This window comes from Nocardia sp. NPDC050712 (assembly GCF_040654295.1).
In the GTDB taxonomy this organism is placed as follows: Bacteria; Actinomycetota; Actinomycetes; order Mycobacteriales; family Mycobacteriaceae; genus Nocardia.
This window is the reverse complement of sequence record NZ_JBFAHT010000001.1, coordinates 562,042-576,428: the sequence shown is the minus strand read 5'-3', so window position 1 is coordinate 576,428 and position 14,387 is coordinate 562,042. Positions and strand designations below refer to the sequence as shown.

Sequence of the window (14,387 nt, the reverse complement as noted above, 5' to 3'; positions counted from 1 at the left end):
GTCGGAGTCCTGGACCACGATCGCGAAGGAACTACCCATGGCGCTGAACCCGACCGCCGAGGCACTGCTCGCCGCGGTGCACGCCTCACCGCGGGCCGTTGCGGCGCACGACAAATCCACCTGGGTGGCACTGTTCACGGCGGACGCCGAAGTCAACGACCCGGTCGGCGCGCGCCCGCACGTCGGCCGCGCGGCCATCGAGCGTTTCTGGGACACGTTCATCGGACCCAACGGCATCGCCTTCGATGTCGACCGCGACCTCGTGGGCGGCCGCGCGGTGGTGCGCGATCTCTACATCGAGACCACCATGTCCACCGGCGCCACGGTGCGGGTGCCGATGCACCTGCGCTACGACCTGGCCGAGGTGGACGGCGCCTGGAAAATCGTTCGGCTGGCGGCACATTGGGAGTTCGCCGCCATGGTCACCCAGCTCATGCTGCGCACCGGGGTGCGCGGCCTGACCGCCGCGGTGAAGCTCGGACCCCAGCTGATCGCCAACCAGGGCGTCGGCGGCATGTTCGGCATGCTGCGGGCGGTGCGCAGTGTCGGCCGTACCGGGAAAAAGGCTGTGACACAGCTGTTCTCGGCAGCAGCCGCCACCGACATCGGGCGGGTGCGGGCCCTGCTGGACGATAGCACCGCGCTCCAGTTGCCCGCGGGCAGCACGGTATCGGCGGAGGAATTCACCAATCGAACCCGGAACATGCGCTGGGACAAGCTGATCGCCGCCGGACGCACCGTCTCGGTGTCGGTCGAGCTGGAAGGGGCGCGCGGCGTCGCGTTCGTCGACTTCGCGACCGGCGGTCACCGGATCGACGCCGTCACCGTCTTCCTCGACGAGACCGCCTGACTATCGCGCCCCCGAGCGGCAGGTCTTGCGCTCTCACAAAGAGTGAGTGTACAGTCACTCACATGAGCAAGAGCGGAGTCACCCTCTCCCGATCGGACGCCCGGCGCGACACCGTTGTCGACGCCGCGATCGTCGAGTTCGCCCGCACCGGCTATCACGGCACCCCGATCAGCACGGTGGCGGCGACGGCGCAGATTTCCCCGGCCTATGTCTTCAAGCTCTTCCCCGGCAAGGTCGCCCTGTTCGTCGCCGCGCTGGAACGCTGCTTCGAACTGATCGAGCGTGCGCTGTCGGCCGGCGCCGCCCGCGCCGACGGCGCCGCCCCGGAGCAGATCCTGCACGAAATGGGCGGGGCCTACGCCGAACTGATCAGCGACAAGAGCCTGCTCATGCTCCAGGTGCACGCCCAGTCGGTCGCGGACGTACCCGAGATCGGCGCGGCCCTGCGTACGGGCCTGGGCCGGGTCACCGACGTCGCCAAGCAGCGCTCCGGTGCCCCGGACGACCAGGTGCAGCGGTTCATCGCCTTCGGGCAGCTCTGCCACCTCATCACCACCCTCGGCCTGGACGGCGACGACAGCCCCTGGGCCCGCATCCTCACCGCGGGCATTCGCCACCCGAACGCCCACTGACCGCACATCGACCGCCCCCTCGCGGGGCGTTTCTTTGACCCATAGAGTGATTGACCAGTCACACACTAGGAGTAATCATGTCCACTCTCGCCACCGAAATCATCCTGCCCGGCCGCGTCGAGCCCGCCGGCCTACTGGTCGCCCAGCGCGAACTCGCCGCACCCGGGCCCGGCCAGGCACTCGTAAGAGTCGAGGCCAGCGGCGTCTCCTTCGCCGAACAGCAGATGCGACGCGGCAAGTACTACGACCAGCCCGCCTTCCCGTTCGTGCCCGGATACGACCTGGTCGGCACCGTGACCGCGGTCGGCTCCGGCGTCGACCCGGCCCTGACCGGCACCCGCGTCGCCGCGCTGACCAAGATCGGCGGCTGGGCCAGCCACGCGCTGCTCGACGCCGGCGACCTGGTTCCGGTACCCGTCGGCCTGGACGCCGCCGAGGCGGAAACCTTTGTGGTCAACGGGATCACGGCCTGGCAGATGCTCTACCGGACCGCGCGTGTCCGGCCCGGGCAGACCATCCTGGTGCACGGCGCGAACGGTGGCGTCGGCTCCACCCTCGTACAGCTGGCTCGCGCCAACGGGATTCGGGTCATCGGCACCGCCTCCGCCCGCAACGCCGCGGCCGTCGAGGCACTCGGCGCGACCTGGATCGACTACCGCGGCGATGTGCCGCACCAGGTTCGAGCGCTCGCGCCCGGCGGTGTAGACGCCGTCTTCGATCACATCGGCGGCCCCGGCATCACCGACTCCTTCGCACTGCTGGCTCCGCACGGCACGCTGGTCTCCTACGGCACCGCCGCCACGAAGGACGACGCGGGCAATTCCCGGCTGCCGGTACTGAAGCTGTTCGCGCGGCTGCTCACCTGGAACGCGCTGCCCAACAAGCGCCATGCGCACTTCTTCAACCTGTGGGCGGGCAAGCGCAACCTCGCCCGCTTCCGCGGACGCGTCACCGCGGACCTGGGCCAGGTGTTCGAGCTGGCGGCGCAGGGGGTGCTGCGCGCGCAGGTCGCCGCCCGTATCCCGCTGACCGAGGCCGCCCGCGCGATGGAGCTCGCCGAGTCGAGCACCGTCGTCGGCAAGGTCGTCATCGTCGCGAACTCCTGAACCCCCTCCCCCGTTCACCGCATCGGAGATCCACCATGTTCCAGCCTGATTCGACCGCCCTGCGTGTCCTGCTCGACAACCGGCCGTCCTACTCGAGTTTCGGCGCGGCCTGGCTGCTCGGCCACGGCGCGTACGCCCTGTCCCACGGCGACGATCCGCTGTTGCGGTTACCCGCCCTCGTCCCGGCCGCCCTGCTGATCACCGGGCTGGTGACCGCGATGGTCATCACCACCGTCGTGAGCATGCGGGCGCAGCGCTCCGCGACGGGGCGGGAGGCGGTGGTCGGCAATCTGCTCGCCGCCTCGTGGCTGATCGGCTTCGGCGCGCTGTTCTTCCTGATCACCGCGCTCAGTTCGGCGCTGGGCCAGACGGACCTGAAGATGCTGCTCTGGCCGGTGGGCTCCGGGCTGGTCGTCGGGCTGCTCTACCTGGCGAGCGGCGCCGCCTACCGCGACGTCTTGCAGTACACGCTCGGCGCCTGGCTCGCCCTCACCTCCTCGGCCGCGCTGCTGCTCGACGGGGCCGGGCCGTACTGGGTGCTGGCCGTCGCCGGAGGCGGCAGCTACCTGATCGCGGCGGCCCTGGAGCCGCAGCGCCGCAGCGCCGCTATCAATTACCGCTACGCCTGATCGATCGCGACAAGACCCAGGTCAGAGCTTCTGACCTGGGTCTTGTCGTCGCCGCGGTTCACTCCCGCGACGGCTGATACCACCGGCCGACCACCAGCCTGGACACCCAGCCGAACACGGCGAAGACGGCGACACCGAGCAGCGACGCGACGATGATCGCGGCGAAGAGCTGCGGCGACTGCAATCGGGCGCGGTAGGTGTCGATGACGATTCCGATACCGGGATCGCCCTGCTTGAAGAAGAAGTCGCCGACGATCGCGCCGACCACCGCCAGGCCCGCCGAGATGCGCAGCCCGGCGAAGATCGCGGGCAGCGCGGTGGGAAAGTCGAGTTTGCGCAACCGGGTCGCCGTGGGAATTCCTAAGAGCGCGAACAACTCCCGGTGGCTCGCATCGACCGACTTGAGGCCGAAGAGCGTATTCGACACGATCGGGAACAAGGCGATGAGAACGCAGACCAGGACGCGCGCGGTGAATCCGAACCCGAACCAGAACCCGATCAGCGGCACCAGCGCGAGAATCGGCACGCACTGCAAGACCACCGCGTACGGGAACAGCGCGATCTCGGCCCACCGGGTCTGCGACATCACCGTCGCCCAGGCGATGCCGAGCAGCGCCGCGATCGCCAGGCCGGTCAGCGCGACAATCGTGGTGCGGCCCAGCGCATCCCACATCTGACCCGATTGCCGACCCAGCAATCCCGTGCCGACCACCTGATGCGGCGGCGGCATCAGGAACCGCCGGGACGGATCGAGCAGCGCGTAGCTGACCAGATACCAGCATCCGAGCAGCCCGAGCAGGACGGCGACGGGAGCCAGGATCCGTGCGGACCGGCGCGTCATCGGTGACCTCCACGCAGCAGTTCGCTCAATTCGGCCGCGATCGCGTTGAATTCGGCGCTGAAGCGCAGCGAAGGTGCCCGGGGATAGTCGAACGGGACCGCGATATCCCCGACCACCCGGCCGGGGCGGCCCGACAGGACCACGACCCGGGTGGACAGGAACACCGCCTCGGCGATCGAATGGGTGACGAACATCCCGGCGAACCGGCGTTCGGCGAACAATCGGGTGGTCTCGTCGTTGAGGTGTTCCCGGGTGATCTCGTCGAGTGCCCCGAAGGGTTCGTCGAACAGGAACAGTTCGGGTTCGCAGGTCAGCGCCCGGGCGATCGAGACGCGCATTTTCATTCCGCCGGACAGCGTGTGCGGCAGATGATCCGCGAATCCGGCCAACCCCACCGTGGCGATGGCGGCGTCCGCCCGCTGATACCGCGCGCGTTTGCCGAGCTTCGCCGATTCCACTGGTAGCGCGACATTCTCACGGACGGTCCGCCACGGCAACAGCGTCGGTTCCTGGAAGACGTACCCGAGTCGCGCCGCCCCGCGCTGGACGTAGCCGCCGGTGATGTCCTGAAGGCCGGCCGCCACACGGAGCAGGGTGGACTTCCCGCATCCGGACGGGCCCACCAGGCTGACGAATTCGCCGGCGCGGACGGTGAGATCGACCTGCTCGAGTGCGGGCGTGCCGTCCGGGAACACCACGCCCGCCTGCTCGAACCCGATCAGTTCCGACCCGAGTCCGGGGCGGGCCTGCTGCATTGTCACCATGACGGACTCACCCCTCAACTGGTCGCGAAGCCGATGGACGGATCGATGAATTGGTTGGTCGCGACCATCTCGGGCGTGAGGTCGGACGGAATATTCACACCCTCGGCCTGGAAGATCGGCGTGGTGATCTCGAGCAGTTTGCGCAGCCGCGCGGTGTCGAAATCGCCCAGGGCGCTGCTGGTTCCATTGCCGACAATGCCCTGGCGCACCATGGCTTCGACGGCGAACGCGGCGTTGTCGCTGTCGTAGGTCCACCCGGTGTCGTAGGCGGCGACCGAATCCACGATGAGTTTGTCGGCGGGACCGGGTGCGGCCAGGAAGTCGATCATGCTGCGCTGCACGACCGGGATCAGTTTCTTCAGGCAGGCCGACTGCTGGGTCAGGTCGCCACTGCGGACGGCCAGCGTCGACTTGTAAGTCGGGAAGCCCGCGTCGTTGATCAGCTGGTAGGCGACGGGTTTGTTCCAGCTCTGCACCTGGTGCTCGTACACATAGGGTTCGGTGCTGGCGAAACCCTGCTGGGCTGCCTTGCCGCCCGCGGCCACGAAGAACGAGGGCGTGCCGTCGTAGCTGGAGTCGACCTGATCCTTGCCGAGAATGCCCGCGCCGACCAGATAGTTCATATACGCCTCGCCTTGGAAATACAGCACTTTGGCGTTCGCGGCCTTGAGGTCGGCGATCGTCTTGACCTGCGGATAGGTCTGCGGATCCCACATGATCATCTGCGGGCTCTTCTCCAGCGGGGCGAACACACTGGTGATCGGGGTGGCACCGAAGGTGGAGATCGCCTGCTCGGTATCGACGAAGCCGAGCATGATGTCGCGGTCCTGGTACATGCGCGACATGACCGGCTGGAAACCGATCGCCGGGCCGCCGGCGCGGATCTCGAGGTCCACGCCGGTGTACTCGCCCTGCGCGAACAGCGGACCGCTGGTGGACTTGCTGCCCGCGTCGATGGTCGGGTGCCGGCTGATCAGGTTGTAGAGGTAGCCGAACTCCGACTCCGGATTCCAGCCGCTCTGCACGACGATCTTGGCCGGGCACACCTCGCGCAGATTCACCGAGCCGATCGGGCCGTCGAAGCCCGAAAGAGCGGCGCTGTCAGTAGATCCGGAACATCCGGCCGCCGCGCCCAGCAGTGCCGTCGCCAGTGCGACAGCGGCGGCTTTCAGTGCACGATTCATCGTCCCTGCTCCACGTTCTCGTTCGAGGCGGTCAGACGGTAGGACCAGCCGCTGCTGGGCAGGGCGGTATTGCGGGTGACGTCGTCGTCGAACTGATCGTCGGACTTGCCCTGTGCGAGTAGGCCGTACGGGTCGGTTCGGCGCTTGAGCTCCGCCTCGGCGCGAGCCCACGGCTTCATGCCGCTGGCCAGCAGTACCGGGGTGTGGGTATTGGCGATCGACAACCCGGCCTCCTGTAGCCGGCGGGTGATATCGGCCATCTGTTCCTGACTCTCGAACTCCCACACCGGAGAACCCTGCGCGGACAGGCCGCCGTCGAAGCGCTTCATTTCCAGATGGGTCGGGCCGAGATCGCCGAATTCCTCGGTGACGCGCATGATCGCCTCGTAGAGGTCCTGTTGCGGGTACAGCGCCAGCAGGCCGATGAGGCCGCGGTTCATGCGCTGGAAGTGCATCATCGAATGGCCCCAGGTGTATTCGTAGAGCGGGAGCCGGTAGTCGCCGGCGCCCTCGGCGCAGCGGTTCGCGATCCGGCCGTCGTTCTCGGCCACCAGATCCTCGACATTGGGCATGCTCTGCTCGGCGGCCATCACCAGCACCATCGAATGCCCCTCGGGCACAAAACGAGCCAGCGCGGGATAGAGCGTCGGCAGCGGATGTTGTTGTGGCGAAACGACTTTCTTGAGCACGCCCTCGCTCTCGCACACGTCGACCGAGAACCGCACGGCCTGTGCGAACGTGGGGAAGGAGATGACCAGCTCCTGCCAGTTCCAGGCGGGCGCGGTCGGCAGCTCGACCTCGGTGATGATGCCGTTCGCGCCGTAGGCGTGATGGGCGAGGTTGACATCCGAGCCGATGAGTTCGACGAGCTGAGGTTCCTCCTCCACGGTCATCACCTCGATGGCGGTGATATTGCCGCGGTCACGCAGAATGCCCCACTGGCAGCTGCCGATGCCCGCGTGACCGCCCGCGATATAGCCGCCGATGGTGGCCTTGGCGGCGGTGGAGGGATGCATGCGCAGTTCCCAGCCGGTCGGGCGGATGGCACTGTCGATATCGGCGATCATGGTGCCGCACAGGGCCCGGACCGAACCGAGCCGCTGCCCGACCACACCGACGATTCCGGTGACATCGATGACCGCGCCACCCGAGAGCGGAACGGCCTGACCGAACTGGCCGGTGCCGCCGCCCCGGACGGTGATCGGAATGCGATGGCGCGCACAGGAAGCCACCACGGTGCGGAGTTCGTCCTTCGAGGCCGGCGCGATGTAGATGTCGGCGAGGCGGCCGCGCATGATCTCGCGTAGCAGCGGGCTCTGGGCGAAGCGGTCACGGCTCTTGGCACGCAGCACGCGTTCTTCGGAGGAGTGTTCGATCTCGCCGATATCCGCGACAAGGCGGTCTATAGCTGAGAATTCGACTGAGGTGGACATGGGTGTACTCCGTTTCTCGGTGCGGGGTGCGGGTCAGACGGCGCGGTAGAGCCGGGAGACTCTTGTGGCGCAATCGGTTTCGAGGGCGCGATCGCGATCGGCCGGGCCGCCGCTGACTCGGCGACCGGCGATGTAGACGTCGGTGATGTCCGACGCGGAGGTCGAGAGCACCGTGAAAGGCCACAGTTCTCGTGCGGGAAGGTGACCGTAGGGAGCGGGCGGATCGCAGACGAGGAAGTCCGCCGCCTTGCCCGGTTCGAGACTGCCCACCCGATCGTCGACGCCGAGAACCGCTGCGCTGTCGAGGGTGTGCATGCGCAGGATGGTGCGCGCGTCGAGGACATCGGCCTGCTGGGCGGCGGCCCGCAAGAGGTAGAGGCCGGTGCGCATGTTCTGGAAGGGATCCGCGACGTCGGAGCTGGCCTGGCCGTCCACGCCCATGCCGATCCGGAGTCCGGCGGCGCGGTAGCCGGGGATATCGGCGATTCCGGAGCCGAGGCGGCCGTTGGACAGCGGATTCCAGACCATGGCCGCGCCGCGGGCGGCCGCGGCGTCGCGGATATGCGGCGTGGTGTGGATGAAGTGGGCCAGCACCGTCTCGGGCCCGATGCGGCCGCCGGCCAGCAGGTCCGCGAACGAATCCTGCTGCTCGGCAGCGACACTGGGGTCTTCCAGATAGTGCGCGTGCATGCCGAAGCCGAGCTCGCGCAGGATCTCGTTCTCGCGGCGCATCTCCTCGACGCGATAGATCCGGGTGGTGTTCACCGACACCCCGAGCACGCGATCGCGACTGTCGGAGATCAGGTGTGCGAACTTGTCGAGGTCACTGAGCCGCTCCGCCGCCGCCAGCCACAGTGGGGGCGAGAACGAGTAGACGGTGCGCTGGGCGCCGTCCAGCGCGGCCTGCCACTGTTCGGTGGGCCCGCCGCCGAATTCGTGAGTGTGATTGCAGACCGTGGTGACGCCGTGCCGCAGCAGATCGTGCTGCCCGTGCCGGGTGAAGGCGTACATGTCGCCCGGCGCCATGGCGGCGCCGAATCGCTTGTGCAGCTTGTCGATCCAGCCCATCGTGAAACAGCCGTCCGCGACGCCGCGGAACACGCTCTGCCACAGGTGGCTGTGCGCCGAGACGAAACCGGGCAGCACCAGCTTGCCGCCCAAGTCGATCACGGTTTCCGCGGCCGTTCCGCCCGAGTAGTCGCCGCCACCGGTCTCGACGATGGTTCCGGCCTGGTCGATCACGAGGTAACCGCGCTCGGGGTCGAGATTCTCGTCGTGCACGGGGAACACGACCGCGTCGGTGAAGACCGTGCGATGCGTCATGAGCTGCCTCCCATCCCGATGCCAAAACGTTTTAGCGCCGTGTGCGAATCAGCTTGCGCGCCCGAGATTTCGTCGGCGTGAACCTGGTTTACGATGGTGTTGCAAAAACGTTTTGGCAAAGCGTGCAGGGTTCGGCGCAGCAGGTAGCATGACTGCGGCCGCACTCGGCGGCAGCTCGGAGGGAGTTCCTGTGGCAGCGGTGCGACCCACCATCCGTGATGTCGCCGCCGCGGCGGGGGTCTCCCTCGCCACCGTGTCGCACGCGCTCAACGGCAAGGGCCGCCTGGACGACCGCACCCGCGAACGCATCCGCCAGGTGGCCGCCGAACTCGGCTACCGCGCCGATCCGCGCGCCCGGGCCCTGCGCACCGGCGCGGGCACCACCATCGGCCTGGTCGGCTCGCTCATGACCGATCAGACCGCCGACCGCGACAGCCGGCTCGACTGGTACATGCGCACGGCATTCGCCGCGGCGACCGAAAGTCTCGCGCAGGGTTACGCTCTCACCCTCGTGCCGCCCCTGGATCAGCAGAGCTGGGCGCGGACGCTCACGGTCGACGGCGTGCTGCTGGTGGATCCGGATCCCGACGACGCCCTGGTCGCGACGCTGCTCGAACGCGGGCTGCCGATGGTGATCGTGAACGGCGATGTCGGACGCGCGGACGTGGCGACGGTATCGCTGGATCGCGGTAGCGCGGTGGACTGCGCGATGTCGCACTTCCTGGCCCGCGGGCGCACCCGCCCCGCGCTGGTGGTGGATTCCAGCAAGCGGCAGACCGCCGCCGGAACGCACCGCGCTTTCCTCGAATGGTGCACGCGCCAGGCGGTTCCCGCACGCGTGGGCCTGGCCGAGCCGGGCGATGCCCGTTCCGAGGCCGGCCGCGCGGCCACGCTGGAACTGCTGCGCGAATTCCCCGACACCGACAGCATCTACGCCCCGCTGGATTCGATCGCACACGGCGTCGGTGCGGCCCTGAATTTTCTGGGCCGCAACGATATATCCCTGATCACCGCCGACGGCATGATCGCCCGGCTGTCCGCGCCGCCGCTGACGGCGATCGACACCCGACGCGAACAGCAGGCCACCGAGGCCACCCGCATGCTGATCGCACAGATGAAGACCGGCATCAAGGAGCCGTCGCGGACGTTCACCGCGGATCTGATCGTGCGCGACTAAGGGGCCGCACAGAAAAAACCCCGGAACCAGTGGTTCCGGGGTTCTTCTTTGTAGCGGGGACAGGATTTGAACCTGCGACCTCTGGGTTATGAGCCCAGCGAGCTACCGAGCTGCTCCACCCCGCGTCGGTAAACACAACATTACACAGGTCTACGCCCAGATGGCAAATCGCTGGCCATGCGGCAGGTTCGCGCAGGTCAGCACGGTTCGGAGGCGGCGGCCGGATGATCTTGTAGCGACCGGCCCGCGCCGGGCCCCGGCAGCCGTGGCCCGCAATGCGCATATTCGCTTCGAATTACCCGATATGTACGCTTTCAAATCCGCGCGCACGCGTATTCGATCTAGATAACACGATTCAAACGTGCCCCGCATCACAATTTACCTGTGACGCCCGACACATTACGGTGCTATAACCGACCGTCCGGAATCCATACTTATGGCATTTACGACCTGGGTTAATGCCCATAATCGCGTTATTCGCTTCATGCAATTCGCTTGTTATCAAGACGTGATCTGCCGAGATTTGTTCGTTACCGTCGTGCTCGGCCCGGAGGCAATCTGCGGATGGGCTAGAACTCGATCCGCCGCACGCCGGTGACCCTGTCCCGCGGTTCGAGGATCCCCGACTCCTGGGGACAGGGCCACGACCGATCCGGTCGCGGAGGTGGGCACAGGGAGGGAATTGTATGTCTGAGAACCGGAAGTTCAACGCTCGCGCCCTGGGCCTCGCGGCCGTGACCGGCGCACTGGTGGCCATCCCGTTCACACTCGCCACCGGCTCCGCGGAAGCCGCCTCCCACAACTGGGACGGCGTCGCTCAGTGCGAGAGCGGCGGTAACTGGGGTATCAACACCGGCAACGGCTACTACGGTGGCCTCCAGTTCAGCCACTCCACCTGGCAGGCCAACGGCGGCACCGGCTACGCGCACAACGCCAGCAAGGCCGAGCAGATCCGCGTCGCGGAGAACGTGCTCAACACCCAGGGCGTCGGCGCCTGGCCCGTCTGCGGCCAGCGCCTGACCGCGGGCGTCTCCTCGGGCCTGGAACCCGAGCCCGCCCCGGCCCCCGAGCCCGAGCTCGCGCCGGATGTCCAGGCCGCGATCCCGTACTCCCCCAAGGCCGCTGTCGATCAGGCCAAGAGCGCCGGCGCCAACGTCGCCGAGCAGTACGGCGTCAAGGATCTGTACCAGCAGCTGCTGGAGCAGCACGCCCCGATCATCGATTCGGTGGCCGGCAACTAGAGACCCGCTGGCGGAGCCGCCGAACCCGGCCCGTCCAGCGCATACAGGAACGGCCCCGCTGATCACTGGGACTCAGCGGGGCCGTTTCTGTGTATTGGACTACTTGGCGTCCTGGTAGGCCTTCACCGCGACCTCCAGTTCGTCCATCGCCCGGCCGAAATCGGAGAAGTTACCGGTCTTCATGGCGGCGCGTACCGCCTCGATCTTCCGGTTCAACTCCGCGGCGGCGGCGTCCTTGGCGGCCGACGCCCCGCTGGGCGGCGTCGCCGTGCCGGGCACCGGCGGGGTGGTCCCGGGCTGCGGCTGGGTGGTGTCCGGCACCGGCGGCGTGGTGCCCGCCTTCGGACGGGTCGCCGGGTCACCGCCGAAGGACGTGGCCAGCGCGCCCGCGCCGGGGAGCACCTGGTTCAGCGCTTCGGCCAGGGTCGCCGCGTAACCGACCTTCACGCTGCCCGCTTCGTCGCGGTAGCTGACCAGCACGCGCAGCAGCTGCGGGAAGGTCGAGGTGTTCGGGCCGGTATTGCGCTCGTTGTAGAACGGCTCCACATACAGGATGCCGCCGTCGGCGATCGGCAGCGTCAGCAGATTGCCGTACTTGATCTTGTTGGAGTTGGACAGCAGGGTTTTCTCCCGCGAGACCTGATCCGCGGTCGTCATGCTGTTCTGCGTCTGCTGTGGACCCTGGGTCTGGGTGTCGGTCGGCAGGCGCAGGATGGTGAACTTGCCGTAGCCGTCCGGATCCGAGCGCACCGAGATGTAGGCCGACAGGAACTGCCGGTTGAAGCCCACCATCGCGCTGGTCAGGTTGAACACCGGCTTGTCCGACTTCGCGTCACCGAGCAGCACGTAGTACGGCGGCTGCTTGAAGCTGCCGCCCTGGCTCTCGATGGTGGGATCGCTCGGCACCGACCAGAACGCGTTGTTGGTGAAGAACTCTCGCGGATTGTCCACGTGGTACTTGGTGAGCATGTCGCGCTGCACCTTGAACAGATCCTCGGGGTAGCGGAAGTGCGCGCGCAGTTCCGGCGAGATCTCGCTCTCCGGCTTCACCGCGCCCGGGAACACCCCGCGCCACGCCTTCAGCACCGGATCGGTGCTGTCGGTTTCGTAGAGCGTCACCGTGCCGTCGTAGGCGTCGACGGTCGCCTTCACCGAGTTGCGGATGTAGCTGACCTCCTTGCGAGGCAGCAGGCGGCCGGTCTTGTTGTCGATGCTGTCCTCGACCGCGCCGTCCAGGGAGGTGGTCTGCGCGTAGGGGTACTTGTCCAGGGTGGTGTAAGCGTCGACGATCCACTTGATCCGGCCCTCGACGACCGCCGGGTAGGCGTTGCCGTCGGTGGTCAGCCACGGCGCCACCTTCTGCACCCGGTCCTTCGGGCTGCGATTGAAGATGATCTTCGAGTCGCTGCCGATGGCCGAGGAGAACAGGAGATTGCGCTCGGCGTACTTGGCCGCGAAGGCCAGGCGGTTGAACCAGTTGCCGATCGGCACGCCGCCCGCACCCGTGTAGGTGTAGGAGGCGGTGTCGGAGTCGTACTCGCGCGGCGCCTGGCCCTCGGTGCCGCCGACGATGGCGTAGTCGGCGTTGGACTGCGAGATCAGCTCACCGAAGTAGACGCGCGGCTGCTCCACCTTGAAGCGCTGCTTGTCCGGAGCGGTGAACAGATCGCTGACCATGAAGATCGGGTAGCCGCTGTCGCTGGAGCCGCCAGTGGTCGCGCTCGGATTCTCCGACTGCGGCTTGTTCACCCGGTTGGCCGGCGCGGCGACGAAGCCGTTGCCGTGGGTGTAGACGGTGTGCTGGTTGATCCAGTTGGTCTGGCCGCCGCTGAGCGCGCGCGGATCCAGTTCGCGTGCCGCGACGATGAAGTCCTGCACGTCGCCGTTGATGTTGTAGCGATCGATGTCCAGCGACTCGGGGAAGCCGTAGAAGTTCTTCAGCTGCTGCAGCTGAGTGAACGTGGGCGAGAGGATGTTCGGGTCCAGCAGCCGGGCGTTGCCGATGGTGACCCGGTCGACCGGGACCTCCAGCGGGCTCTTGCGGCTCTCGCCCTTGTAGTCCTTGTACTCGATCTTGTCCGGCGTGATGCCGTAGGCCTGCCGGGTAGCCGCGATATTGCGCTCGATGTACTCGGCTTCCTTGTCCGCCGCGTTCGGGCGCACCGAGAACTGTTCCACGATCAGCGGATACACCGCCCCGACCAGGATCGAGGAGAGCACCAGCAGCGCCGCCGCCATGGCGGGCACCCGCAGATCGCGCAGCACGATGCCGGCGAAGAACGCGATCGCGCAGATCACCGCGATGGCGAGCAGGATCAGCTTGCCGGGCAGCACCGCGTTGATATCGGTGAACGAACCGCCCTCGAAGGTCGGTGCCTTGCGCGCGCTGGAGAGCAGCTCGTAGCGGTCGAACCAGTAGGCAACGGCCTTGAGCAGCACGAAGAGTCCGGCGATGACCGCGAGCTGAACGCGCGCGGGCCGGGTGAGCACGCCCTCGCGGCCGCTGAGCCGCAGGCCGCCGAAGATGTAGTGGGTGACCAGGCTGGCGAAGAACGCGATCACGATCGCGACGAACAGCCAGTTCAGCACCATGCGGTAGAACGGCAGGTCGAAGGCGTAGAAGCCGACGTCGAGCTGGAACTGCGGGTCGACCTGGCCGAAGTCGCCGCCGTTGAGGAACAGCTGCAACGTCACCCAATTCGACTGCGCCACCAGGCCGGACAGCAGGCCGAGCAGCACCGGGATGCCGATGCCGAACAGCCGCAGCCGGCTCATCACCGTGGTGCGGTAGCGGGCGATCGGATCGTTGGGGCCGGCGACCGGCACGAAGACCGGCCGGGTGCGGTAGGCCAGCAGCAATGCCAGCCAGACGACCAGACCGACGAACAGGCCGACCGCCACGAAAAGGATGATGCGCGAACGCAATACGGTCAGGTAGACGTCACGAAAGCCGACTTCGCCGAACCACAGCCAATTGGTGTAGGTATCGGTCAGCCGTGGTCCGAGCAGCAGTAGCGCCGCCAGAACAATGGCCGCCACCAGCAGCACTCGGCTGCGGCGGGACAACGACAAGCCGGTGGGGGGCCGCATGCCCACGATGCCACGCTCCAAGATCCGGCGGCGCCCGCACCGTCACCGGTGGGCGCCGCAGTCCGAATGTTCCAGCGGTCCACACGTGTCGACCGTCTCGCGCCCACTCTACGGAAA

12 protein-coding genes and 1 tRNA gene are annotated in these 14,387 nt (G+C 67.4%); 6 read left to right on the top strand and 7 right to left on the bottom strand.

Annotated features, from left to right (window positions below):
- Nucleotides 1-37 precede the first annotated feature (37 nt).
- The 4 genes from AB0H76_RS02680 to AB0H76_RS02665 all read left to right on the top strand — a co-directional run bounded on the left by AB0H76_RS02680 (nucleotide 38) and on the right by AB0H76_RS02665 (nucleotide 3,217).
- Entirely contained in the window at nucleotides 38-850 is an 813-nt protein-coding gene (locus tag AB0H76_RS02680; RefSeq protein ID WP_357316370.1) for a nuclear transport factor 2 family protein, read from the top strand.
- A gap of 62 nt (nucleotides 851-912) precedes the next feature.
- Nucleotides 913-1,482, top strand: coding sequence for a TetR/AcrR family transcriptional regulator (locus tag AB0H76_RS02675; RefSeq protein ID WP_357316367.1), 570 nt, complete (start codon nucleotides 913-915; stop codon nucleotides 1,480-1,482).
- 77 nt (nucleotides 1,483-1,559) lie between these two features.
- Complete coding sequence (locus AB0H76_RS02670) at nucleotides 1,560-2,588, top strand: medium chain dehydrogenase/reductase family protein (protein ID WP_357316364.1); 1,029 nt, start codon at nucleotides 1,560-1,562, stop codon at nucleotides 2,586-2,588.
- 35 nt (nucleotides 2,589-2,623) lie between these two features.
- Nucleotides 2,624-3,217, top strand: a complete 594-nt coding sequence (locus AB0H76_RS02665; protein WP_357316361.1) for an ABC transporter permease — start codon at nucleotides 2,624-2,626, stop codon at nucleotides 3,215-3,217.
- A 58-nt stretch (nucleotides 3,218-3,275) separates the two neighbouring features.
- On the opposite strand, the gene AB0H76_RS02660 is transcribed toward AB0H76_RS02665, so the two are convergent.
- Genes AB0H76_RS02660 through AB0H76_RS02640 form a run of 5 tightly spaced genes read right to left on the bottom strand, consistent with a single transcriptional unit; the run spans nucleotide 3,276 to nucleotide 8,762 of the window.
- Nucleotides 3,276-4,058, bottom strand: coding sequence for an ABC transporter permease (locus tag AB0H76_RS02660; RefSeq protein WP_357316359.1), 783 nt, complete (start codon nucleotides 4,056-4,058; stop codon nucleotides 3,276-3,278).
- Nucleotides 4,055-4,813, bottom strand: coding sequence for an ABC transporter ATP-binding protein (locus tag AB0H76_RS02655; RefSeq protein WP_357320337.1), 759 nt, complete (start codon nucleotides 4,811-4,813; stop codon nucleotides 4,055-4,057). The genes AB0H76_RS02660 and AB0H76_RS02655 overlap by 4 nt, the downstream gene beginning before the upstream one ends.
- A 23-nt stretch (nucleotides 4,814-4,836) precedes the next feature.
- Nucleotides 4,837-6,006 carry an ABC transporter substrate-binding protein gene (locus AB0H76_RS02650; protein ID WP_357316356.1) on the bottom strand — a complete coding sequence of 390 codons (1,170 nt, stop codon included), beginning with the start codon at nucleotides 6,004-6,006 and terminating at the stop codon, nucleotides 4,837-4,839.
- On the bottom strand, nucleotides 6,003-7,439 hold the full coding sequence (locus tag AB0H76_RS02645; RefSeq protein WP_357316353.1) for an FAD-binding oxidoreductase: 1,437 nt from the start codon (nucleotides 7,437-7,439) through the stop codon (nucleotides 6,003-6,005). Before AB0H76_RS02645 ends, AB0H76_RS02650 begins: the two co-directional genes overlap by 4 nt.
- A 33-nt stretch (nucleotides 7,440-7,472) precedes the next feature.
- A complete protein-coding gene (locus tag AB0H76_RS02640) occupies nucleotides 7,473-8,762 on the bottom strand; it encodes an amidohydrolase family protein (RefSeq protein ID WP_357316350.1) in 1,290 nt (429 codons plus the stop codon).
- A 190-nt stretch (nucleotides 8,763-8,952) separates the two neighbouring features.
- On the opposite strand from AB0H76_RS02640, the gene AB0H76_RS02635 reads away from it, so the two are divergent.
- Nucleotides 8,953-9,939, top strand: a complete 987-nt coding sequence (locus AB0H76_RS02635; RefSeq protein ID WP_357316347.1) for a LacI family DNA-binding transcriptional regulator — start codon at nucleotides 8,953-8,955, stop codon at nucleotides 9,937-9,939.
- Between the two features lie 51 nt (nucleotides 9,940-9,990).
- On the opposite strand, the gene AB0H76_RS02630 is transcribed toward AB0H76_RS02635, so the two are convergent.
- Nucleotides 9,991-10,064: transfer RNA gene (locus tag AB0H76_RS02630), tRNA-Met, on the bottom strand.
- 561 nt (nucleotides 10,065-10,625) lie between these two features.
- Here AB0H76_RS02630 and AB0H76_RS02625 point away from each other — a divergent pair.
- The gene (locus AB0H76_RS02625) at nucleotides 10,626-11,180 is read left to right on the top strand and encodes a transglycosylase family protein (protein ID WP_357316344.1); all 555 of its coding nucleotides are present in this window, start codon (nucleotides 10,626-10,628) and stop codon (nucleotides 11,178-11,180) included.
- Between the two features lie 99 nt (nucleotides 11,181-11,279).
- On the opposite strand, the gene AB0H76_RS02620 is transcribed toward AB0H76_RS02625, so the two are convergent.
- Nucleotides 11,280-14,276 carry a UPF0182 family protein gene (locus tag AB0H76_RS02620; RefSeq protein ID WP_357316342.1) on the bottom strand — a complete coding sequence of 999 codons (2,997 nt, stop codon included), beginning with the start codon at nucleotides 14,274-14,276 and terminating at the stop codon, nucleotides 11,280-11,282.
- Between the last annotated feature and the right edge of the window lie 111 nt (nucleotides 14,277-14,387).

Coding starts and splice junctions, on each gene's coding strand:
- AB0H76_RS02680 (WP_357316370.1), top strand. CDS start 38: ATGGCGCTGAACCCGACCGCCGAGGCACTGCTCGCCGCGGTGCACGCC.
- AB0H76_RS02675 (WP_357316367.1), top strand. CDS start 913: ATGAGCAAGAGCGGAGTCACCCTCTCCCGATCGGACGCCCGGCGCGAC.
- AB0H76_RS02670 (WP_357316364.1), top strand. CDS start 1,560: ATGTCCACTCTCGCCACCGAAATCATCCTGCCCGGCCGCGTCGAGCCC.
- AB0H76_RS02665 (WP_357316361.1), top strand. CDS start 2,624: ATGTTCCAGCCTGATTCGACCGCCCTGCGTGTCCTGCTCGACAACCGG.
- AB0H76_RS02660 (WP_357316359.1), bottom strand. CDS start 4,058: ATGACGCGCCGGTCCGCACGGATCCTGGCTCCCGTCGCCGTCCTGCTC.
- AB0H76_RS02655 (WP_357320337.1), bottom strand. CDS start 4,813: ATGCAGCAGGCCCGCCCCGGACTCGGGTCGGAACTGATCGGGTTCGAG.
- AB0H76_RS02650 (WP_357316356.1), bottom strand. CDS start 6,006: ATGAATCGTGCACTGAAAGCCGCCGCTGTCGCACTGGCGACGGCACTG.
- AB0H76_RS02645 (WP_357316353.1), bottom strand. CDS start 7,439: ATGTCCACCTCAGTCGAATTCTCAGCTATAGACCGCCTTGTCGCGGAT.
- AB0H76_RS02640 (WP_357316350.1), bottom strand. CDS start 8,762: ATGACGCATCGCACGGTCTTCACCGACGCGGTCGTGTTCCCCGTGCAC.
- AB0H76_RS02625 (WP_357316344.1), top strand. CDS start 10,626: ATGTCTGAGAACCGGAAGTTCAACGCTCGCGCCCTGGGCCTCGCGGCC.